Source organism: Streptomyces zhihengii, from assembly GCF_016919245.1.
Lineage (GTDB): Bacteria > Actinomycetota > Actinomycetes > Streptomycetales > Streptomycetaceae > Streptomyces > Streptomyces zhihengii.
The window spans coordinates 2,791,115-2,812,747 of sequence record NZ_JAFEJA010000001.1; the positions used below are offsets into that span (position 1 = coordinate 2,791,115).

The 21,633-nt window shown below is 71.1% G+C and carries 22 protein-coding genes; 8 read left to right on the forward strand and 14 right to left on the reverse strand.

What is annotated here, in order from left to right; genetic code table 11:
• Positions 1-93: 93 nt before the first annotated feature.
• A complete protein-coding gene (locus JE024_RS11345) occupies positions 94-1,125 on the forward strand; it encodes an LLM class flavin-dependent oxidoreductase (protein ID WP_205373467.1) in 1,032 nt (343 codons plus the stop codon).
• A gap of 121 nt (positions 1,126-1,246) precedes the next feature.
• On the opposite strand, the gene JE024_RS11350 is transcribed toward JE024_RS11345, so the two are convergent.
• Positions 1,247-1,639 carry an SCO5389 family protein gene (locus tag JE024_RS11350; protein WP_205373468.1) on the reverse strand — a complete coding sequence of 131 codons (393 nt, stop codon included), beginning with the start codon at positions 1,637-1,639 and terminating at the stop codon, positions 1,247-1,249.
• A gap of 240 nt (positions 1,640-1,879) precedes the next feature.
• On the opposite strand from JE024_RS11350, the gene nucS reads away from it, so the two are divergent.
• The gene (gene nucS, locus JE024_RS11355) at positions 1,880-2,542 is read left to right on the forward strand and encodes an endonuclease NucS (protein WP_205373469.1); all 663 of its coding nucleotides are present in this window, start codon (positions 1,880-1,882) and stop codon (positions 2,540-2,542) included.
• A gap of 79 nt (positions 2,543-2,621) precedes the next feature.
• On the opposite strand, the gene JE024_RS11360 is transcribed toward nucS, so the two are convergent.
• The 4 genes from JE024_RS11360 to JE024_RS11375 form a co-directional block, all read right to left on the reverse strand.
• Complete coding sequence (locus JE024_RS11360) at positions 2,622-4,976, reverse strand: chromosomal replication initiator protein DnaA (RefSeq protein WP_205373470.1); 2,355 nt, start codon at positions 4,974-4,976, stop codon at positions 2,622-2,624.
• 406 nt (positions 4,977-5,382) lie between these two features.
• Positions 5,383-5,706 carry an STAS domain-containing protein gene (locus JE024_RS11365; protein ID WP_147988162.1) on the reverse strand — a complete coding sequence of 108 codons (324 nt, stop codon included), beginning with the start codon at positions 5,704-5,706 and terminating at the stop codon, positions 5,383-5,385.
• Between the two features lie 152 nt (positions 5,707-5,858).
• The gene (locus JE024_RS11370; RefSeq protein WP_205373471.1) at positions 5,859-6,707 is read right to left on the reverse strand and encodes a 3-hydroxyacyl-CoA dehydrogenase family protein; all 849 of its coding nucleotides are present in this window, start codon (positions 6,705-6,707) and stop codon (positions 5,859-5,861) included.
• 129 nt (positions 6,708-6,836) lie between these two features.
• Positions 6,837-7,475, reverse strand: coding sequence for a TetR/AcrR family transcriptional regulator (locus JE024_RS11375; protein WP_205373472.1), 639 nt, complete (start codon positions 7,473-7,475; stop codon positions 6,837-6,839).
• 79 nt (positions 7,476-7,554) lie between these two features.
• On the opposite strand from JE024_RS11375, the gene JE024_RS11380 reads away from it, so the two are divergent.
• From JE024_RS11380 to JE024_RS11390, 3 genes are all read left to right on the forward strand, one after another.
• Positions 7,555-8,337, forward strand: coding sequence for an ABC transporter ATP-binding protein (locus JE024_RS11380; RefSeq protein WP_205373473.1), 783 nt, complete (start codon positions 7,555-7,557; stop codon positions 8,335-8,337).
• 144 nt (positions 8,338-8,481) lie between these two features.
• Positions 8,482-9,237, forward strand: a complete 756-nt coding sequence (locus JE024_RS11385) for an ABC transporter permease (protein WP_205373474.1) — start codon at positions 8,482-8,484, stop codon at positions 9,235-9,237.
• A gap of 13 nt (positions 9,238-9,250) precedes the next feature.
• On the forward strand, positions 9,251-9,823 hold the full coding sequence (locus JE024_RS11390) for a cob(I)yrinic acid a,c-diamide adenosyltransferase (RefSeq protein ID WP_205373475.1): 573 nt from the start codon (positions 9,251-9,253) through the stop codon (positions 9,821-9,823).
• Between the two features lie 72 nt (positions 9,824-9,895).
• Here JE024_RS11390 and JE024_RS11395 read toward each other — a convergent pair whose 3' ends face one another.
• Positions 9,896-10,474 carry a hypothetical protein gene (locus JE024_RS11395; RefSeq protein WP_205373476.1) on the reverse strand — a complete coding sequence of 193 codons (579 nt, stop codon included), beginning with the start codon at positions 10,472-10,474 and terminating at the stop codon, positions 9,896-9,898.
• A 152-nt stretch (positions 10,475-10,626) separates the two neighbouring features.
• Between JE024_RS11395 and JE024_RS11400 the strand changes: the two genes are divergently transcribed.
• From JE024_RS11400 to JE024_RS11410, 3 genes are all read left to right on the forward strand, one after another.
• Positions 10,627-11,841 (forward strand): sensor histidine kinase, encoded by a 1,215-nt coding sequence (locus JE024_RS11400; RefSeq protein WP_205373477.1) that lies wholly within the window; start codon positions 10,627-10,629, stop codon positions 11,839-11,841.
• Positions 11,838-12,530: a response regulator gene (locus JE024_RS11405; protein ID WP_205373478.1), complete on the forward strand. Its 693-nt coding sequence runs from the start codon at positions 11,838-11,840 to the stop codon at positions 12,528-12,530. The genes JE024_RS11400 and JE024_RS11405 overlap by 4 nt, the downstream gene beginning before the upstream one ends.
• A 150-nt stretch (positions 12,531-12,680) precedes the next feature.
• Positions 12,681-14,540 (forward strand): glycosyl hydrolase family 18 protein, encoded by a 1,860-nt coding sequence (locus JE024_RS11410; RefSeq protein WP_465270492.1) that lies wholly within the window; start codon positions 12,681-12,683, stop codon positions 14,538-14,540.
• 139 nt (positions 14,541-14,679) lie between these two features.
• On the opposite strand, the gene JE024_RS11415 is transcribed toward JE024_RS11410, so the two are convergent.
• The 8 genes from JE024_RS11415 to atpE all read right to left on the reverse strand — a co-directional run bounded on the left by JE024_RS11415 (position 14,680) and on the right by atpE (position 21,592).
• Positions 14,680-15,126 carry a DUF2550 domain-containing protein gene (locus tag JE024_RS11415; RefSeq protein ID WP_205373479.1) on the reverse strand — a complete coding sequence of 149 codons (447 nt, stop codon included), beginning with the start codon at positions 15,124-15,126 and terminating at the stop codon, positions 14,680-14,682.
• 148 nt (positions 15,127-15,274) lie between these two features.
• Positions 15,275-15,649: a F0F1 ATP synthase subunit epsilon gene (locus JE024_RS11420; protein WP_205373480.1), complete on the reverse strand. Its 375-nt coding sequence runs from the start codon at positions 15,647-15,649 to the stop codon at positions 15,275-15,277.
• A gap of 192 nt (positions 15,650-15,841) precedes the next feature.
• The gene (atpD, locus tag JE024_RS11425) at positions 15,842-17,284 is read right to left on the reverse strand and encodes a F0F1 ATP synthase subunit beta (protein WP_205373481.1); all 1,443 of its coding nucleotides are present in this window, start codon (positions 17,282-17,284) and stop codon (positions 15,842-15,844) included.
• The gene (locus tag JE024_RS11430; protein WP_205373482.1) at positions 17,284-18,198 is read right to left on the reverse strand and encodes a F0F1 ATP synthase subunit gamma; all 915 of its coding nucleotides are present in this window, start codon (positions 18,196-18,198) and stop codon (positions 17,284-17,286) included. The genes atpD and JE024_RS11430 overlap by 1 nt, the downstream gene beginning before the upstream one ends.
• 21 nt (positions 18,199-18,219) lie before the next feature.
• A complete protein-coding gene (atpA, locus tag JE024_RS11435) occupies positions 18,220-19,818 on the reverse strand; it encodes a F0F1 ATP synthase subunit alpha (RefSeq protein ID WP_205373483.1) in 1,599 nt (532 codons plus the stop codon).
• Between the two features lie 137 nt (positions 19,819-19,955).
• The gene (locus JE024_RS11440) at positions 19,956-20,771 is read right to left on the reverse strand and encodes a F0F1 ATP synthase subunit delta (protein WP_205373484.1); all 816 of its coding nucleotides are present in this window, start codon (positions 20,769-20,771) and stop codon (positions 19,956-19,958) included.
• Positions 20,768-21,316, reverse strand: coding sequence for a F0F1 ATP synthase subunit B (locus JE024_RS11445; protein WP_147988147.1), 549 nt, complete (start codon positions 21,314-21,316; stop codon positions 20,768-20,770). Before JE024_RS11445 ends, JE024_RS11440 begins: the two co-directional genes overlap by 4 nt.
• Positions 21,317-21,355: 39 nt before the next feature.
• A complete protein-coding gene (gene atpE / locus JE024_RS11450; protein WP_147988146.1) occupies positions 21,356-21,592 on the reverse strand; it encodes an ATP synthase F0 subunit C in 237 nt (78 codons plus the stop codon).
• Positions 21,593-21,633: the final 41 nt, after the last annotated feature.

Here is a 21,633-nt window from a genome sequence, read left to right on the forward strand (position 1 = left end):
GCAACAACTTCCCGCCGGGCCGTGCCTTTGGCACGTGTCAGGCGTTGATGCCCGTGAGGGGGAGACGCGTCGGCCGCAAGGAGGCAATTGGCGATGCGCGTTGGCACTTTCGTACTGGCGGCCCAGTTCCCCGGCCAGGGACAGGGGGAGACACTGCACCGCGCGGTGCGGTCGGCCGAGGTGGCCGAGGAGTCCGGGCTGGACTCCGTCTGGCTGGCGGAACACCACTTCGTACCGTACGGGGTCTGCCCGTCCGCCGTGACGCTCGCGGCACTGCTGCTCGGCCGCACCCGCCGGATCCGCGTGGGCACGGCGGTGAGCGTGCTGCCGACCGCGCACCCGGTGGCACTCGGCGAGCAGACCGCGCTGCTCCATCTGACCTCGGGCGGCAGGTTCACCCTCGGTGTGGGGCGCGGTGGCCCCTGGGTCGATCTGGAGGTCTTCGGCTCCGGACTCCCGGCGTACGAACACGGGTTCCCGGAATCGCTCGATCTGCTGCTGCGCTGGCTGCGCGAAGCGCGTGTCGGCGCGGACGGCGAGCGGTACGCCTTCCGGGAGGTCGCGGTCGTCCCGCGTCCCGCCGAGCGGATCGACGGCCCGGACGGCGGACCCGAGGTGGTCGTCGCCTGCACCTCCCCGAAGAGCGTGAAGCTCGCCGCGGAGCGGGGGCTGCCGATGCTGCTGGGCATGCACTGCCCGGACGAGGAGAAGGCCCGGATGGTCGGCCTGTGGCGCGACCACGCGCTCGCGGCGGGCCGCACGCCGGAGGAGGTCGCCGCGGCGGGCCATGTGTCGGCCGGCGTGGTCCAGATCGCCGACGGCGCGTCCGAGGCGCGGGAGACGCTGGTCAAGGCGATGCCGGGCTGGCTGAAGCAGGGGCTCGACGCCCATGTCACCGTGGACGGCCGGCACCGCGCGATGCGCGACCCCGTCGCCTACACGGAGATGCTCTGCTCGCTGCACCCGGTGGGGCCCCCGCGGCTCGCGGCGGACCGGCTGGCCGCGACGGCGGAGCGCACCGGCATCACCCGCTTCGCCCTCCTCGCGGAGGGGTCCGGCGACCTCGCGGCCACCGAGGAGAACGTACGGCGCCTGGGGACCGAGGTGCTGCCCCGGCTCGTCTGAGCCGGACGCCGTGGTGCGCGCCCGGCCGGGCCCGTCGTCCCGGCCGGGAGCCGTACGAGATGTCACCGGGCCCCACCACCGCTCCGGCATCCTTCCCACGATGCGGGAGCGGCGGCGCGGCTCAGCAGTCGCGCAGTTGAGGGGACTGGTTGAGAAGCTGTCCCCGTACGGAGGTGAAGCGGGCGAGCCGCTCGTCCGCCGAGGAGTCCAGCGGGAACACCGCGACACGGTGGCAGTTCTGGAAGGCCAGACGCACACCGAAGTGCCGCTGGAGCGCCCCGCGAATGGCGTCACTCGCGAGCGCGCGCAGCAGCTGACCACGTGCCTGCTCGTTGGGCGGCGGCGTCTGGTTGTCGGCGAAGTCCCCGCCGTCCACCTTCAGCTGAGCCACCAGAGAACTGATCATCTCCCATGCGAAGGGCAGGGAGGTCCGGACGCAGTCGACGAAGGCTGCTTCGTCGACCTCGCCTCGCTCGGCCTGTTCCAACAGAGCCGGTGAGACGTCGAGCGACATGGGTTCTCCTCTCGCGACCCCGAAGAGGGGTCTTACGGGCATGGAGGGAGAAAGCGGGCGAAACGACGGCATACGAATAACGTAAGACGACGCAGCGTGCACGACCGGCGACCTCCCGCTTACACGGTAAGTGCGCTGTCTTGGTCGCACCAGGAGATTGGGAACACAACCGGCCAAATAAGAAGGGGGCTTCCGGGGCGAATCGCGCACGGGGGCGGCAGTCGAGTAGCGTTGCCGACCATGCGTCTCGTCATCGCCCGCTGCTCCGTGGACTACGCGGGCCGGCTCACCGCCCATCTGCCGTCCGCCCCCCGATTGATCCTGGTCAAGGCCGACGGCAGTGTGTCCATCCACGCCGACGACAGGGCGTACAAACCACTGAACTGGATGTCGCCGCCCTGCACGTTGAAGGTGGGCGACGACGACGTGTGGACCGTCGTGAACAAAGCGGGCGAGAAACTGATCATCACGATGGAAGAAGTCCTCCACGACTCCTCCCACGAACTCGGCGTGGACCCCGGCCTCATCAAGGACGGCGTGGAAGCGCACCTCCAGGAGCTGCTGGCCGACCGGATCGAGACACTCGGCGCCGGATACAGCCTGATCCGCCGCGAGTACCCCACGGCCATCGGCCCGGTGGACATCCTGTGCCGGGACGCCGACGGCGCGACGGTGGCGGTCGAGATCAAGCGCCGGGGCGAGATCGACGGCGTCGAGCAGCTCACCCGCTATCTGGACCTGCTCAACCGCGACCCGCATCTGGCGCCGGTCAAGGGCGTCTTCGCGGCCCAGGAGATCAAGCCGCAGGCGCGCGTGCTGGCCACGGACCGCGGCATCGGCTGTGTGGTGCTCGACTACGACGCCCTGCGCGGCATCGAGGACGACAAGCTCCGCCTGTTCTGACCTCGGGGAGGCACCGCGCACGGCGCGGAGGACACGCACACGACCGCGCGGCCGTCACCGGCCGCGCGGTCGTGTGCGTTCAGGACGGCTGGAGCGGGGAGGACGGCGAGCCCTCGGCGGAGCTCTCGCTGTTGGAGGGGCTCGGCGACGGCGGCAGCGTGGGGTTGCTCGCCGACGGGGACGGCGACTGCGTCGTCGGGGTCCCCGAGGGGGTGGGCCTCGGCGTGGGCTTCGAGGTGGGCGGCCGGGACGTCTGCGTCGGGCTGCCCGGGCGGGGCGAGCCCGTGGAGGGCGTGGGCTCCGCGGAGGTCGGGCCCCCGGACGGCGCGCCCGTGGCGCCCGACGCCGAGGGCGAGGGCTTCGCGGTGGTCTTCCCGTCCGAGGTGCCGGAGGGCTCGTCGGCCGGGACGGGCTCGTCCGTGCCCCAGTCGTCGTCCGCGCCGCCGTCGGTCTGCTGGCCGTTCCTGACGCCCTCCGCGGGCGGTTCCTCCGTCCCCGAGGTCGCCCCCAGGGTGACGACCGTGCCGAGGACGACCGCCAGGACGGCGCCGGTGCCGACGGCGACCAGGTTGCGCCGGGCGCCGACGAGGACGCCGAGGCGCCGGACGGGCGACCGGTCCTGCGCGGGACGGGGGAGCGCCCGGGTCGCCGGGGAGGCGTCCTCGGCCCCGGTCAGCGGCAGCCGGGCGGTCGCGGCACCGGCGGACGGCAGGGCGAGCGGGACGCCGCGGGGCGGCGAGTGCGGCCCCTCCGGGCGCGGGGTCGGTGTCTCGGGGTTCGGCGCGAGTCCCTGCGTACGGTCCTCGACGAGCGCCAGCGTCCGGCGCCCCGCGACCGTGCCGTTCCTGTCGGCGAGGGCCCCGCGCATGGCTATGGAGGCCTCCAGCTCCGCCCTGGCCCTGTCCAGGTTGCCCGTGCACAGCGCGAGGACGCCCAACTCGTGGTGGAAGTAGGCGTCTTCGGCGACCTCGCCGGCGATCCTGGCGGCCTGGGAGCCGACCCGCAGGGTCCGCTCCCAGGCGCCCCAGTGCCGTCCGGCGGCGAAGGCGGGGGCGGCGCTGCGGGCGAGCAGCACGGCCGTGCCGGCGTACCCGGCGTCGCCGGCGGGCACCAGGGCGGCGAGCGACGCCAGCAGCGCGTCGGCCTCGGAGGCCGCCCGCTCCGGCGTCACCGAGGGGTGGCCGGCCCACCAGGTGTAGTGCTGGGCCACCGTGCGGGCGTGGCCCTCGGCGCCCTCGTCGTAGCCCTTCTCCCGGAGCTGGGCGAGCACTCCGGCGGCGAGGCGGTAGCGCGGGCCGGCGGGCGAGAGCAGGCCGCAGGACATGAGCTCGCCGACCGCCGCGTCCGCGTGGGTGTCGCCGATGAGGGCGGGCAGATGGGCCTGGTGCGGCACCTCGCCGCCGAGCGCGACGGCGAGGCGCAGGGTGGCGCGGGCGGACTCGGTCAGCCGGGAGGCGAGCAGCGGCGCGGGCGCCGCCCCCTCCCCCAGCGACGGCAGCGGGACGTCCCTGCCCTGCACGGCGTCGAACGGCGCGAACTCCTCGAACGCCTCCGGGTCGCCGCGCAGGTCGTCGCACTGGCGCAGCAGCGCGCCGGCCTGGACGAAGCGCAGCGGCAGCCCCTCGGACTCGAACCAGAGGTCGCCGGCCCAGTTGGCCTCCTCCTCGGTCAGCACCCGTCCGACGACCTGGCGCAGCAGGTCCAGCGCGGTGGCCCGGCCGAGGCCGCCGAGGAAGACCTCTTCGAGGGGCGAGTCGGCGGAGGGCGCGGCCACCTCGGGGGTGGCGGCGAGCAGGAAGGCGCACTCGGGGGCGGCGTCGAGCAGTTCGTCGAGGGCGGCGCCGCCGAACTCCAGGTCGTCGAGGACGACGACGGCCCCGATGTCGCGGACGAAGCCGGCGAGGGCGTTGCGGTCGGGGCGCTGTCCGGGGGCGGAGTAGACGGCGGCGAACAGCTCCTGGAGGAGTTCGCCGGGCGTGCGGTGGAGTCCGTTGAGCCGGACGACGCCGTCGGGGGCGACGGCGGCGCACTCCTCGGCGACGGCGTCGAGGAGGACGGTGCGCCCGGATCCGGCGGCGCCCGTGAGGCGGACGGAACGTCCCTGGCCGAGCAGCCGGACGAGACGCTCCCGCGGCTCGTCGCGCTCCAGCAGCGGCAGCCGCGGCGCGGCGGGGCCGGCCGGGACGGGCGGCAGGGCGGCGCGCGTCACCTCGGCACGCTCGGCGGCGGTGTGCCGGACGGGCCGGGCGGGCGTCCGCACGGGCGGGCAGAGCTCGATCTCGCTGCCGTCGACGGGGTTGACGGTCAGCAGGAAGTCGCCGGTGACGAGCTCGACCGTGCGCACCGGCGCGGGAGCCGACGGCACGGCCTGCTTGATGGCGTCGCGCGGCGGCCGCCCGTGTCCGGCCAGGTCGCCGAAGCTGTCGTTGTCCATGGTGAAAGCCCCCAGATGCGGTTCCCCGGCCTCGCTCCGCCAGGATCGCTCGAATCCTGGGGCCGGAGCCGCGTGCTCGTCGCCCTCCGGCCGCTGGGCACGCGCGCCGTCGCTTCGGTCCGGTGCCCGCCTGACAAGTCCTTCACAGGGGCGGGCGATCGAACCCTAGACGCTGTGCGGGGATCGCGGAACAGCGGGTTCCCGCACAGCCTGGGACGTCATGGTCTCGGGAGGTTTGCACGCCTCGTACCGTTCGCACCCGTGGTGCCGCTCGTACCGCGAAGGTCCCATGGCGGCCGGATGGGCCGCTCTGTCCCGCCGGTCCGGCCCGGTCCGCGCCGCGCCGCCGGGTGGGCGGCCGGGGCGTCCGCCCGCCGGCTCCCCCGCGGGGCGGCGGCGCGGGGTGTCAGACGCGCGGAAGCGATTCCGCCGCGATGCCGCCCTCGATCGCCAGGATGCGGTGCAGCCTGGTGGCGACGAGCAGCCGCTGCATCTGCGGCGGCACCCCGCGCAGCACCAGGCGGCGGCCGCAGCGGCCGGCCCGCCGGTGCGCGCCCATGATGACCCCGAGCCCGGTGGCGTCCCAGGAGTCGAGGTGCGTCAGGTCGAGCACCAGGTCGCCGACGCCGTCGTCGACGGCCGAGTGCAGGACCGTACGGGCGTCCGCCGCGCTGCGGACGTCGAGGCGGCCCCCGACGACCAGCTCGGCGTGGTCGCCCCTGATGTGCATATGCGCTCCCCGAGAGAAAGTGTGGTCTGCCCCGTGTCCGTCGATTCCCCGTCTCGCAACAACTGACTGCCGTACATGCGGTGGGGTTGCTGCTTGTAAGCGAACCGATACCGAATTCACCCCCACGGGCGATAACGAATCGGTCGATAGCGTCAGTGCTTGTAGAAGCCCTGCCCGCTCTTGCGGCCGATGTCACCGGCGTCCACCATCCGGCGCATCAGCTCCGGCGGCGCGAACTTCTCGTCCTGCGACTCCGTGTAGATGTTGCTCGTGGCGTGCAGCAGGATGTCGACGCCGGTCAGGTCGGCCGTGGCCAGCGGTCCCATGGCGTGCCCGAAGCCGAGCTTGCAGGCGATGTCGATGTCCTCGGCGGTGGCCACGCCCGATTCGTACAGCTTCGCCGCCTCGACGACGAGGGCCGAGATCAGACGGGTGGTGACGAAGCCGGCGACGTCGCGGTTGACGACGATGCAGGTCTTGCCGACGGATTCAACGAACTCCCGCGCGGTGGCGAGGGTTTCGTCGCTCGTCTTGTAGCCGCGCACCAGTTCGCAGAGCTGCATCATCGGTACCGGCGAGAAGAAGTGGGTGCCGACGACCCGCTCCGGCCGCTCCGTCACGGCCGCGATCTTGGTGATCGGGATGGCGGAGGTGTTGGAGGCGAGGACGGCGTCCGGCCGGACGAGCTTGTCGAGCGTCCGGAAGATCTCGTGCTTGACCTCGAGCTTCTCGAAGACGGCCTCGACGACGATGTCGGCGTCGGCCACGGCGTCGAGGTCGGTCGTGGTGGTGATGCGGGCCAACGCGGCCTCGGCGTCGGCCGCTTCGAGCTTGCCCTTGGCGACGAACCGGTCGTACGACGCCTTGATGCCGTCGCGGCCCCGGGCCAGCGCCTCGTCGGTCACATCGCGCAGCACGACGTCCCAGCCGGCCTGGGCCGAGACCTGTGCGATGCCGGACCCCATGAGTCCGGACCCGATGACGGCGAGCTTCCTGGCCACTGCTGCACCCCTTAACGACTGTTTACATGTGCGCTCTCTGCCGGAGGTTAGCGCCCGTGAGGGGCGCTGTGACCGCCAAGAGACGCGCGTCACGTCCCACATGGCGGACATCACACTCCGGCCGGGCGGTCAGCCGCCACGGACGGCGTAGCCGAGCACCTTCTCGCCCAGCAGTTCCTCCATCTCGTCGAGGAGGACCAGAGCTTCACGGGACACCTGGTCCGGTTTGCGCCGCTTGACCATCTCCGCGCCGATCCACCCCATCAGCGTCCCGTGGAGCCACGCGAGTTGACCCGCGACCAGATCCGGCAGCATGTCCCCCTCGGCGGCGCCGCCCTCCGTGCGCATCGTGCCCACCAGGTCGAGCAGGCTCTCCTGCTGGATCGCCCACAGCCGCGAGCGCAGGGTGTCCGCCTCGACGATGACCTTCATGAAGTCGGCGTAGCCCTCGAAGAGCCCGACGGCCGGGGACATCCCCTCGACGGCCGCGCGCAGCTCACGCAGCACGGCGGCGGCGGCCGACTCGCCCGGCCGGCGGCCGCGCACCCACCGGGAGAGCCGGTCGGTGACGTCGGCGCCGCGGTCGAGGAAGAGGTCCTCCTTGACCGGGAAGTAGTTGTAGACGGTGTTGACCGAGACGTCGGCGGCCTCGGCGATCTCGGCGATCGTCACCGCACCGAATCCGCGCTCCACGAAGAGCCCGGTGGCCACGTCGGAGATGTGCTGCCTGGTCTGCCGCTTCTTGCGTTCCCTGAGCCCTTCCACCATGCCCCGATCCTAGCTTCGGTGCACCCGCCCAAACTTTGGAGTCGTTGCAAAATTTAAGTGACTCTGTTTTTCTGGAGCCATGGCAATCATCAGCACCGCCGGGCTCGCCCGGACCTTCCGCACCCGCGGCGGGACCGTGGAAGCCGTGCGCGGCATCGACCTCACCGTCCGGCCGGGCGAGATCCTCGGCTTCCTCGGCCCCAACGGCGCCGGCAAGACCACCACCCTGCGCATGCTCACCACACTGCTCCCGCCCACCGGCGGCGCCGCCACCGTCGCCGGACACGACCTGGTACGCGACCCGGGAGGCGTCCGCCGGCGCATCGGCTACGTCGCCCAGTCCGGCGGCGTCGACCCGACCGTCCCGGTCCGGGAGGAGCTGGTCACCCAGGGGCGGCTGTACCGGCTGACGGCGACCGCGGCCGCCACCCGCGCCGGCGAACTCGCCGAGGAGCTCGGCCTGACGGAGCTGATGGACCGCAAGTGCGCCGCGCTCTCCGGCGGGCAGCGGCGCAGACTCGACATCGCCATGGCCCTCACCCACCGGCCGGAGGTCCTCTTCCTCGACGAGCCGACCACCGGTCTGGACCCGGCGAGCCGGGCGGACCTGTGGGAGCTGGTGCGCCGCATCCGCGACGAGCGGGGCACCACCGTCTTCCTGACCACGCACTACCTCGACGAGGCCGACGCCCTCGCCGACCGCCTGGTCGTCGTCGACCGGGGCGTCGTCGCCGCCGAGGGCACCCCGGCCGACCTCAGGTCGCGGTACGGGGGCTCCCCCGAAGCGGGTCTCCAGGAGACCTTCCTCGCCATCACCGGGCGCAGTGCCGCGCCACGGGACGCCTCACCGATCGCGGTCTAGGCCCTCCCGGTCGGATCCCGGCGGGCTCGCGTGCCCCGGTGCCGCGCCTCGCCCCGGCCGGCACGGCTCCGCCGTGCGATCCACGGCACCGGACCCCGTTCGCCGATCCACCCCGATCCCCACGAAAGGCCCACGGCCCCCGACATGCCGGAACTCCTCTCCGACACCGCGCTGATCTTCGGGCGGTACGCCCGCCAGACCCTCGGCTCGCGGTTCCAGATCCTCTTCGGTGTCCTGATGCCGCTGCTGTACCTGCTCTTCTTCGGGCCGCTGCTGTCCGATCTGCCGCTCGGGTCCGAGGGCGACTCGTGGCAGGTGCTCGTACCCGGACTCCTGCTCCAGCTGGGCCTCTTCGGCGCCTCGTTCGCCGGGTTCGCGGTGCTGATCGACAAGCAGACGGGGGTCGTCGAGCGGATGCGGGTGACCCCCGTGAGCCGGCTCGCGCTGCTGCTGGGCCGGGTGCTGCGGGACGCCGCGCTGTTCGTCTTCCAGGCCGTGCTGCTGGTGCTCGCGGCCCTGGCGATGGGGCTGCGGGCGCCGCTCGGCGGCATCCTGATCGGCTTCGCCTTCGTCGCGCTGCTGACGGTCTCGCTCGCGGCCCTGTCATACGCGCTCGCGATGACGGTCGGCACCCCGCAGGAGTTCGGCCCGGTGGTGAACGCGGTCAGCATGCCGTCGATGCTGCTGTCCGGGCTGATGCTGCCGATGGCGCTGGCGCCGGCCTGGCTGGACGTGCTGTCGCACTTCATGCCGTTCCGCTACCTGGTCGACGCGGTGCGCGCCGCGTACGTCGGCGACTACGCCGGATCCGCGATGGCGTACGGCGTGCTCACGGCGCTCGCGCTGGCCGCGGTGTCCGTGACGGTCGGCACACGGGTGTTCCGCGGGGCCGGAGCGTAACTACGCTGGCCGCATGGTCAATCTGACGCGCATCTACACCCGCACCGGCGACCAGGGCACCACCGCCCTGGGCGACATGAGCCGCACCGCCAAGACCGATCTGCGTATCTCGGCGTACGCCGACGCCAACGAGGCCAACGCCGTGATCGGTACGGCGATCGCCCTCGGAGGGCTGGACGAGGAGGTCGTGAAGGTCCTCGTCCGGGTGCAGAACGACCTGTTCGACGTCGGCGCCGACCTGTCGACCCCGGTCGTCCCCGACCCGAAGTACCCGCCGCTGCGGGTCGAGCAGTCCTACGTCGACAAGCTGGAGGCCGACTGCGACCGGTTCCTGGAGGAGCTGGAGAAGCTGCGGAGCTTCATCCTGCCCGGCGGAACGGCGGGCGCGGCCCTGCTGCACCAGGCGTGCACGGTGGTCCGCAGGGCCGAGCGGTCGACCTGGGCGGCGCTGGAGGTGCACGGCGAGACGATGAACGCGCTGACCGCGACGTATCTCAACCGCCTCTCCGACCTGCTGTTCATCCTCGCCAGGACGGCCAACAAGGAGGTCGGCGACGTGCTGTGGGTGCCCGGCGGCGAACGCTGAGAACCGGTCCCGGGGCCGTTCGGCGGCTCCGGGACCGGCAGGTCCCGTCGTGCTTCGGGTCGTGCGCGGTGCTCAGCGGTCGACGCGGACCGGCTCCCGGTCGGACTTCTCGCCGGTGCCGGGGTCCTTCTTCGGCCACACCGCGTAGGTGAGGGCGATCAGCCCGTGGATGCCGGCCACCCGCCAGGCGGTGTACATCCAGCTCTCCAGGGAGCCGGTGCGCGACGGATCGCCCACGTACCACATGGCGGCCAGCAGCAGGCCGCTGGCGACGGCGGCGGCGGTCACCGTGCCGAGCCAGACACGGCCCTCGTGCCGGGCGCGGGCCATGCCGTAGCGGGGCGGCTTCGGGGGCGGCGGCGCGCCGCCGAAGCGGTGGGCGGCGTGGCCGTCGAGCCACTTCACGGTCCGGTGCCCGTGGCCGACGGTGTAGCCGATGTACAGCGCGGCCAGACCGTGCTTCCAGCTCGGGTCGGCCCCGTTCTTCAGGTCGATCGCCGTGACCACGAGCAGCAGCACCTCCAGCAGCGGCTCGCACAGCAGCAGCGCGGCTCCGGCCCGGGGCCTCCTCAGCAGGTAGCGGACGGCGAGCCCGGCGGCCAGCAGCACCCAGAACCCGATCTCGCAGACGATGATCAGTGTGACGATCACGGCGGCTCTCCTCTCGTACGGTTCCAGACTGGCGGCCCGGGGCCGCGGGGTCGTCGTCGCGAGTGACGAAAGGCGACTGCATCTTTCGATGTAGCCGCATCTCGGACCGCGCGGCGAGGCACACGGGTGCCCGGGGCGTGTTTGATGGATCCGTGACCCTGCCCCGCCCCCACCGCGACGACGTCCTCATCGCGGTCACCGGCCTGCTCGGCGGTCTGGTGCTCTGGTCGTTCGACCTCCACACCAACGGCTATCAGGCCCCGCTGCCCGGCTGGGTGACGCTGCTGCCGCTGACCGCCATGGCCGCCCTGGAACTGCTGCGCCGCAGCATGCCGCGGACCGCCCTGCTGGCGGGGACGGCGGTGATGGTCTGCGATCTGTTCACCCCGGGCAGCCTGGCCACCGTGATGATGTTCGCCGACCTCTCCTACGCGGCGGTGCTCTACGGCTCACCCGGTGCGGCCCGCCGCATCCCGGTGATCACGGGCATGCTCACCATCGCGGTGACCATCGGCTTCCTGGCCTGGCTGCGCAACCCCGGCGCGCTGCTGATCGGCGTCATCACGGGTCTCGTCACCTTCGGTCCCGCCACCACCGGCGCCATCGTGCGCAACCACCGGGAGGCCGCGGACGCCGCACGGCTGCGGGCCGAGCAGACCGCCCTGCTCGCGGAGATGGACCGCGCGCAGGCGGTGGTCGCCGAGCGGGCCCGGATGGCCCGCGAGCTCCACGACATGGTGGCGAACCATCTGTCGGCGATCGCCATCCACTCCACCGCGGCGCTGTCGCTGGACGACGAGGCGACCACCCGGCAGGCGCTCGGGGTGATCCGGGAGAACAGCGTCGCGGGACTGGACGAGATGCGCCGGCTGATCGGCCTGCTGCGGGACAGCGCGGGCGGTGACACGGAACCGGCGGCGGCGCCGACCCTCGCCGGCCTGGAGGCACTGGTGGCACAGGCGCGGGCGAACGGCGCGCCCAGCGGACTCCGCTTCACACTGCACGACGCGCGCGACGGCGCGGGCGCCCTGCCCGCGCCGGTGGAACTGGCCGCCTACCGGATCGTGCAGGAGTCCCTGACCAACGCCCTCAAGCACGCGGAGGCGGGCGAGGTACGGGTGACGGTGGAGCTGGACGACGCGGAGCAGGTGCTCTCCGTCGGTGTGCGCAGCCCCTTCGGGCGGCGTCCCGGGCCGCGCGCCCCCGGCTCCGGGGCCGGGCTCGTCGGCATGGAGGAGCGGGTGGCCCTGCTGGGCGGCAGCTTCGAGGCCGGCCCGGCGGAGGGGACCGAGGGCGGCCCGCACCCGGTCTGGATCGTCCGGGCGACCCTGCCCCTGCTCGTCGACGACAAGGAGTTCTCGGCATGACGGACACGGCGGCCGCCACCGGGCCCGTACCAGGGCGACGGGTGAGGGTGCTGGTCGCGGAGGACCAGAGCGCGGTGCGCGCCGGACTGGTCCTGATCCTGCGCAGCGCACCGGACATCGAGGTGGTGGGCGAGGCGCCGGACGGCGAGGAGGCGGTCCGGCTGGCCGCCGAACTGCGGCCGGACCTGGTGCTGATGGACGTCCAGATGCCCAAGCTGGACGGGGTGTCGGCGACCCGCGAGGTGGTCTCCCGGGGGCTGGCGGACGTCCTGGTGCTGACGACGTTCGACCTCGACGCCTATGTCTTCGGGGCGCTGCGCGCGGGCGCCGCGGGCTTTCTGCTGAAGAACACCGAAGCGGCCGCGCTCATCGACGCGGTGCGCACGGTGGCACGCGGCGAGGGGATGATCGCGCCGGCCGTCACGCGGCGCCTGATCGCGGAGTTCGCCGCGCCCCGGGGCGGACGCCCGGCACAGGAGCGCCCCGATCCGTCGGTCGCCGACGTGCTGACGCGCCGCGAGCGCGAGGTGCTGTCGTGTCTGGGGCGGGGGATGTCGAACGCGGAGATCGCGGAGCACCTGGCGATGGCGGAGGCGACGGTGAAGACGCACGTCAGTCGGCTGCTGGGGAAACTGGAGCTGCGCAGCCGGGTGCAAGCGGCCGTACTGGCGCAGGAGTTGGGGATCTGAGGGACGCCGGGCGGACCGCTCCGACGTTGGTCTGGACCTATTGACGATTGGTCCAGACCACCCTACTCTCGCCGAGCACGCTGCGGTGAGCCACGCAGCGGTGTGCACGGACCAACCCCGAACTGTCCGCACACGACTCGAGGAGCTTCCTTGAGCACTCAGGCCACAGACATCCCCCACGCGAGACGGCGCCTCAGATCACGGGCGACCGCGGGACTCACCGCACTGCTGCTCCCCCTCGCCGCCATGGTCGGTCTCGCCTCCCCCGCCGAGGCGGCCACCTCCGCCACCGCCACCTACACGAAGTCCTCCGACTGGGGATCCGGCTTCGAGGGCAAGTGGACGGTGAAGAACACCGGCACCACGACCATCAGCTCCTGGACGGTCGAGTGGGACTTCCCCGCCGGCACCCGGGTGACCTCCGCGTGGGACGCCACCGTCACCAACTCCGGTGACCACTGGACCGCCAAGAACGTCGGCTGGAACGGCACCCTCTCCCCCGGCGCCTCCGTCTCCTTCGGATTCAACGGATCCGGCACCGGCTCCCCCAGCGGATGCAAGCTCAACGGCGCCTCCTGCGACGGCGGTTCCGTACCCGGCGACACCCCGCCCTCCGCCCCCGGCGCCCTGACCACCTCCAACGTCACCGACACCTCCGTGCGGCTGGCCTGGGGCGCGGCCACCGACGACAAGGGCGTCAAGAACTACGACGTGCTGCGCGACGGGACGAAGGTCGCCACGGTCACCGGCACCACCTGGAACGACAGCGGGCTGACCGCCGGCACGGACTACTCCTACGCCGTCCAGGCCCGCGACACCGCCGACCAGACCGGTCCGGTCAGCGCCTCGGTCTCGGTGCGCACCACCGGCGGTGGCGGCGGCGAGCCCCCGACCGGCGACAAGGTCAAGCTGGGCTACTTCACCAACTGGGGCGTCTACGGGCGCAACTACCACGTCAAGAACCTGGTGACCTCCGGCTCGGCCGCGAAGATCACGCACATCAACTACGCCTTCGGCAACGTCCAGGGCGGCAAGTGCACGATCGGCGACGGCTACGCGGACTACGAGAAGGCGTACACCGCCGACCAGTCCGTCGACGGCGTCGCGGACACCTGGGACCAGCCGCTGCGCGGCAACTTCAACCAGCTCCGCAAGCTGAAGGCCAAGTACCCGCACATCAAGATCCTCTGGTCCTTCGGCGGCTGGACCTGGTCCGGCGGCTTCGGCCAGGCGGTGCAGAACCCGACCGCCTTCGCCCAGTCCTGCTACGACCTGGTCGAGGACCCGCGCTGGGCCGACGTCTTCGACGGCATCGACCTGGACTGGGAGTACCCGAACGCCTGTGGCCTGACCTGCGACACCAGCGGTCCGGCTTCGATCAAGAACATGATGCAGGCCATGCGCGCCAAGTTCGGCGCCAACAACCTGGTCACGGCGGCCACCACGGCCGACGGCTCCAGCGGCGGCAAGATCGACGCGGCCGACTACGGCGGCGCCGCCCAGTACATCGACTGGTACAACGTGATGACGTACGACTTCTTCGGCGCCTGGGCGGCGCAGGGTCCCACCGCCCCGCACTCGCCGCTGAACTCGTACGCGGGCATCCCGCAGGCGGGCTTCAACTCCGCCGACGCGATCGCCAAGTTCAAGGCCAAGGGCGTGCCGGCGAAGAAGCTGCTGCTCGGCATCGGCTTCTACGGCCGCGGCTGGACGGGCGTGACCCAGGCCGCGCCCGGCGGCACCGCGACCGGCCCGGCGCCCGGCACCTACGAGCAGGGCATCGAGGACTACAAGGTCCTCAAGAACAGCTGCCCCGCCACCGGCACCGTCGCGGGCACCGCCTACGCGCACTGCGGCACCAACTGGTGGAGCTACGACACCCCGGCCACCATCGGCTCCAAGATGACCTGGGCGAAGAACCAGAGTCTCGGCGGAGCGTTCTTCTGGGAGTTCAGCGGCGACACCAGCAACGGTGAGCTGGTGAGCGCGATCAACAGCGGCCTCGGATAACACGGCCGTACACACGAAAGAAGCCCGGGCGGGGATCTCCCCGCCCGGGCTTCCTCGCATCCGGTTCACATCGCGCCGGGCCGGCGCCCGGCGAAACATCCCGTCCACGCCCCGCCGGGCCGGCACCCGGCGGACCGGCTCAGGCCACGTTGACCCGCTGGCCGGGCGGGGCCGCCTCCAGCCAGGCGAGGAAGCCGGTCAGGGCGTCCTCGCTCATCGCGAGCTCCAGGCGGGTGCCGCGGTGCAGGGCGCCGAGGACCACGGAGTCGGACAGCAGGGCCAGCTCCTCCTCGCTGTCCGGGATCCGGCGCGCCAGCACCTCGATCGCGGAACGCTCCAGGGTGCGGCGGGGACGGGGCGCGTAGGAGAAGACACGGAACCACTCGATGCGGTCGCCGTTGTAGCGGGCCACCCCGTAGACCCAGCCCTTGCTGGACGGGTCGCCCTTCTCCGGGACGTTCCAGCGCAGGCTGCAGTCGAAGGTGCCGCCGGAGCGCTGGATCAGCCGCCTGCGCAGGCCGAACACCAAGAGCGCGACCACCACCAGTAGGACGACCAGGCCGCTCACAAGAAGAGCGAGGAACATCTCCACCGACCTCCTCGCATCGTCCCGTTAACCGAATACCACGTGCACCTGCATCGCCTCAGCCGCGGCACGCTCCGGAGGGGCTCCGGAACGGCCGCGGCTGAGGGAAAAACCTGATCGGCGGTGTCGCCAGGTCCTGGGTGAGGACCTAGCCGGCCGCCACCGCACGCAGCCTGACGTCGGCGCGGCGCTCGGCGGCGCCGTCCGTGTCGGACTTCGCGCGCTCCAGCGCGCGCTCGGCGCGCTTGACGTCGATCTCGTCCGCCAGCTCGGCGATCTCCGCGAGCAGAGACAGCTTGTTGTCGGCGAAGGAGATGAAGCCACCGTGAACGGCGGCCACGACGGTCGATCCCTCAGTCGTACGAATGGTCACCGGGCCCGATTCCAGCACACCCAGCAGCGGCTGGTGACCGGGCATGACGCCGATGTCGCCGGACGCGGTGCGCGCGACCACCAGGGTGGCCTCGCCGGACCAGACACTGCGGTCCGCGGCGACCAGCTCGACGTGCAGCTCAGCAGCCAAGGTTGGCTCCTCGGGTCACCACCCGGCGGTCGTGCCGGGTGTTGGGTCATCAGTCTAGTAGGGCCCGGAGCACCGAAGTGCCCCGGTCCCGTCCGGCCCTCGGGCCGGGTGCTCCCGCGCACTCCCGGAGACCGGGCTGCGGGCGCGACGAAGGGGGCGGGACGTGCCCGCCCCCTTCAGCGAGTCGACGACTCAGGAGACGCCGAGTTCCTTGGCGTTGCTCTTGAGGTCCTCGATGCCACCGCACATGAAGAACGCCTGCTCGGGGAAGTGGTCGTACTCACCGTCGCAGATCGCGTTGAACGCGGAGATCGACTCGTCGAGCGGCACGTCCGAACCGTCCACGCCGGTGAACTGCTTCGCCGCGTGGGTGTTCTGGGACAGGAAGCGCTCGACACGACGGGCACGGTGGACGACCAGCTTGTCCTCCTCGCCCAGCTCGTCGATACCGAGGATCGCGATGATGTCCTGGAGGTCCTTGTACTTCTGGAGGATCCCCTTGACGCGCATCGCGGTGTCGTAGTGGTCCTGCGCGATGTAGCGCGGGTCCAGGATGCGGGACGTGGAGTCCAGCGGGTCCACCGCGGGGTAGATGCCCTTCTCCGAGATCGGACGGGAGAGCACCGTCGTCGCGTCGAGGTGGGCGAACGTGGTGGCCGGCGCCGGGTCGGTCAGGTCGTCCGCGGGGACGTAGATCGCCTGCATCGAGGTGATCGAGTGACCACGCGTCGAGGTGATGCGCTCCTGGAGCAGACCCATCTCGTCGGCGAGGTTCGGCTGGTAACCCACCGCGGACGGCATACGGCCGAGCAGGGTGGACACCTCGGAACCGGCCTGGGTGAACCGGAAGATGTTGTCGATGAAGAAGAGCACGTCCTGCTTCTGCACATCGCGGAAGTACTCCGCCATGGTCAGACCGGCCAGGGCGACGCGCAGACGGGTGCCCGGGGGCTCGTCCATCTGACCGAAGACCAGCGCGGTCTTGTCGAGAACGCCGGACTCCTCCATCTCCGCGATCAGGTCGTTGCCCTCACGCGTACGCTCACCGACACCCGCGAAGACGGAGACGCCCTCGTGGAGGTTGGCGACACGCATGATCATTTCCTGGATCAGCACGGTCTTGCCGACACCGGCACCACCGAACAGACCGATCTTTCCACCCTTGACGTACGGGGTGAGAAGGTCGACGACCTTCAGGCCGGTCTCGAACATCTCGGTCTTGGACTCGAGCTGGTCGAAGGCCGGGGCCTTGCGGTGGATCGGCCAGCGCTCACCGACGTTGGCGTTCTCCTCGGGGTGGTTCAGCACCTCACCGAGGGTGTTGAACACCTTGCCCTTGGTGAAGTCGCCGACCGGGACGCTGATGCCCACGCCCGTGTCGGTCACCGTGGCCTGGCGGACCAGGCCGTCGGTGGGCTGCATCGAGATGGTGCGGACGATGCCGTCACCGAGGTGCTGCGCCACCTCGAGGGTCAGCGTCTTCTTGGCGCCTTCCTCGGCGGGGTCGGCGACCTCGACGTGAAGGGCGTTGTAGATGTCGGGCATCGCGTCGACGGGGAACTCCACGTCGACGACCGGGCCGATGACCCGGGCGACGCGGCCCGTGGCAGCAGCCGTCTCAACAGAGGTCGTCATTACTTGTCACTCCCCGCGGTCGCGTCGGCCAGGGCTGCGGAGCCACCGACGATCTCGCTGATTTCCTGGGTGATTTCGGCCTGGCGGGCCGCGTTGGCAAGTCGGGAGAGCGTGTTGATCAGCTCGCCCGCGTTGTCGGTGGCCGACTTCATCGCCCGGCGACGGGCCGCGTGCTCGGAAGCCGCGGCCTGCAGCAGTGCGTTGTAGACACGGCTCTCGACGTAGCGCGGCAGAAGGGCGTCGAGGACGTCCTCCGCCGACGGCTCGAAGTCGAACAGCGGAAGAATCTCGTTCTTCCCCTGCGTCTCCTCCGCCTTCTCGAGGCTGAGCGGCAGCATCCGGTCGTCGACGGGGTTCTGCGTCATCATCGACACGAATTCCGTGAAGACGATGTGCAGCTCGTCGACGCCACCCTCCGCGGTGTCCTTCTGGACGGCCTCGATGAGCGGGGCGGCCACCTTCTTGGCGTCCGAGTATTCCGGGCTGTCCGTGAACCCGGTCCACGACTCCGTGACCTTGCGCTCACGGAAGCCGTAGTACGCGACACCCTTGCGGCCGACGATGTAGGAGTCGACCTCCTTGCCCTCGCCGCGCAGCCGCTCGATGAGACGGTCCGCCGCCTTGATGGCGTTGGAGGAGTAGCCGCCGGCCAGACCGCGGTCGCTCGTGACGAGCAGCACCGCGGCGCGGGCCGGGGTCTCGGCCTCCGTGGTCAGAGGGTGCTTCGTGTTCGACCCGGTCGCCACCGCCGTGACCGCGCGGGTGAGCTCGGTCGCGTACGGCGTGGAGGCCGCCACCTTGCGCTGCGCCTTGACGATGCGCGAGGCGGCGATCATCTCCATCGCCTTGGTGATCTTCTTCGTCGCGGTGACGGACCGGATGCGACGCTTGTAGACCCGGAGCTGCGCTCCCATGAGTCAGGTCCCTTCCTTACGTCACTTCGAGACGTTGACGGTCGCCGGAGCGTCCTCGCCGAGCAGCTTGCCGTCGTGCGTCTCGAACTGCTTCTTGAACGCCGCGATGGAGTCCGCGACCTTGGTCAGGGTGTCGTCCGACATCTTCCCGCCCTCGCGGATGGACGACATGAGGCCGCCCTCCTCGCGGTGCAGGTAGTCCAGCAGCTCCCGCTCGAAGCGGCGGATGTCCTGGACCGGGACCTCGTCCATCTTGCCGGTGGTGCCGGCCCAGACGGAGACGACCTGGTTCTCGGTGGACATCGGCTGGTACTGGGCCTGCTTCAGCAGCTCGACCATGCGCTTGCCGCGCTCCAGCGACGCCTTCGAGGCCGCGTCCAGGTCGGAACCGAAGGCGGCGAACGCCTCCAGCTCACGGAACTGGGCGAGGTCGACACGGAGACGGCCGGAGACCTGCTTCATGGCCTTGTGCTGGGCGGAGCCACCGACACGGGAGACCGAGATACCGACGTTCAGGGCCGGACGCTGGCCGGCGTTGAACAGGTCGGACTCCAGGAAGCACTGGCCGTCGGTGATGGAGATGACGTTGGTCGGGATGAACGCCGACACGTCGTTCGCCTTGGTCTCGACGATCGGAAGACCGGTCATCGAACCGGCGCCCATCTCGTCGGAGAGCTTGGCGCAGCGCTCCAGCAGACGCGAGTGCAGGTAGAAGACGTCACCCGGGTAGGCCTCACGGCCCGGCGGGCGGCGCAGCAGCAGCGACACGGCGCGGTAGGCGTCGGCCTGCTTCGACAGGTCGTCGAAGATGATCAGGACGTGCTTGCCCTCGTACATCCACTGCTGGCCGATGGCCGAGCCGGTGTAGGGGGCGAGGTACTTGAAGCCGGCCGGGTCGGACGCCGGAGCGGCGACGATCGTCGTGTACTCCAGGGCACCGGCCTCCTCCAGCGCGCCGCGAACGGACGCGATGGTGGAGCCCTTCTGGCCGATGGCGACGTAGATGCAGCGGACCTGCTTGTTCACGTCGCCCGAGCGCCAGTTGTCGCGCTGGTTGATGATCGTGTCGACGGCCAGGGCGGTCTTGCCCGTCTGGCGGTCGCCGATGATCAGCTGACGCTGGCCACGGCCGATCGGGGTCATCGCGTCGACGGCCTTGTAGCCGGTCTCCATCGGCTCGTGCACCGACTTGCGCTGCATGACCGTGGGGGCCTGCAGCTCGAGGGCGCGGCGGCCGGACGTCTCGATCTCGCCGAGACCGTCGATCGGGTTGCCGAGCGGGTCGACAACGCGGCCGAGGTAGCCCTCGCCGACGGCGACGGACAGGACCTCGCCGGTGCGGGTGACCGACTGGCCCTCCTCGATGCCGCTGAACTCACCGAGGACGATCGCGCCGATCTCGCGCTCCTCGAGGTTGAGGGCGAGACCGAGGGTGCCGTCCTCGAACTTCAGCAGCTCGTTTGCCATGGCCGAGGGAAGACCCTCGACCTTCGCGATGCCGTCGCCGGCAAGGCTGACCGTACCGACCTCCTCGCGCGAGGCCGCGTCCGGCTGGTACGTCTGGACAAAGTTCTCCAGCGCGTCCCGGATCTCCTCCGGCCGGATCGTGAGCTCCGCCATCTGGGTTCCCTGCTCTCCTTGTTGGGCCCGAAGTTTCTTTGGGGGTCTGGGGGCCGACCCCCAGGAATCTTCTGCAATCTCTGCACGGCCCAACCGGGCCGCTGGTCTTGCCAATTCTGTTGTGCGTGGCTGACGCGTCAGCCGGCGATCCGACGCTTGGCCTCGTCGATGCGCTCCTGGACGGTGCCGTTGATCAGCTCGTCGCCGACCCGGACCGAGATGCCGCCGAGAACCTCGGGGTCCACCTCGAGGTTCAGGTGCATCTCGCGGCCGTAGATCCGTGCCAGACCCGCGCCGAGACGCTGCTTCTGCGCCTCGGTGAGCGGCACCGCGGAGGTCACGACGGCGACCATCCGGTCCCGGCGCTCCGCGGCGAGCTTGGAAAGGGAGTCGAGTCCCGCTTCCAGGCTACGTCCCCGCGGGTGCGTGACGAGACCGACGATCAGACGCTCGGTGACCTTCTCGGCCTTGCCGCCGAGCAGGGAGCCGAGCAGCTCGCCCTTGGCGGCCGCCGTGGCGGCACGGTCGGTCAGCGCCGAGCGGAGCTCGGGGCTGGTGGCGAGGATCCGCCCGAAGCGGAACAGCTCGTCCTCGACGTTGTCCAGACGCCCGGTCTTCTGCGCGGAGGTGAGGTCGGCGGTGGCCGCCAGCTCCTCCAGCGAGTCGACCAGGTCGCGCGACTGCGACCAGCGCGCGCGGACCATGCCCTTGATCAGGTCGACGGTCTGCCCGCCGATCTGTCCGTCGAGCACACGCCCGGCCAGCTCGGCCTTGGCCTCGCCGGACTGCGCCGGGTCGGTGAGGACCCGACGCAGCGACACCTCACGGTCGAGCAGCGCGGTGACGGCGGCCAGCTCGCCGGCGAGCTTCGCCGCGTCGGCCGACGTGGAGTCGGTCAGCGCGTCGAGGGACTCGTGCGCGGCGGCCAGCGCCTCGCGGCTGGCTCCGTTCATCGCGCGACCTCGGCCTTCGCCTCGAGCTCGTCGAGGAAGCGGTCGATGGTGCGGCTCTGGCGGGCGCTGTCCTCGAGGGACTCACCGACGAGCTTGCCGGCCAGGTCGGTGGCGAGCTTGCCCACGTCCTGGCGCAGCGCGGCGGCAGCGGCCTTGCGGTCGGCCGCGATCTGGGCGTGGCCGGCCGCGATGATCTCCTCACGCTGCCGCTGGCCTTCCGCCTTCATCTCGGCGATGATCGCGGTGCCCTGCTCGGTCGCCTCCTGGCGCAGGCGGGCGGCCTCGTGGCGGGCCTCGGCGAGCTGGGCCTTGTACTGCTCCAGGACGCTTTCGGCCTCGATCTTGGCCGCATCGGCCTTCTCCATGCCGCCTTCGATGGCCTCGCGACGCTCCTCAAGAACACGGTTGATGTTCGGAAGGAGCTTCTTCGCGAAGAAGAAGAAGACGATGGCGAAGGCGATCGTGCCGACGAGCAGCTCGGGGCCCGGGGGCAGAAGCGGGTTCTGCTCCTCCCCGGCCGCCAGCTGAACGATGTTGGCGATCACATCAGTGCCTTTCGTCGAAAAGTGTCGTCAGTGAGGTGATTACTGACCGAACACGAACGGCATAACGATGCCGATCAGGGCGAGCGCCTCACAGAAGGCGAAGCCCAGGATCTGGTTGGCACGGATCAGGCCGGCGGCCTCGGGCTGACGGGCCAGAGCCTGGGTGCCGTTGCCGAAGACGATGCCGACGCCGATGCCGGGGCCGATCGCGGCGAGGCCGTAGCCGATGGAGCCGAGCGAACCGGTGACCTGGGCAAGGGTCTCAGTGGCAGCCATGCTGATTCTTCCTTTTCATTTACCGGACCGGTGGTGGTTGG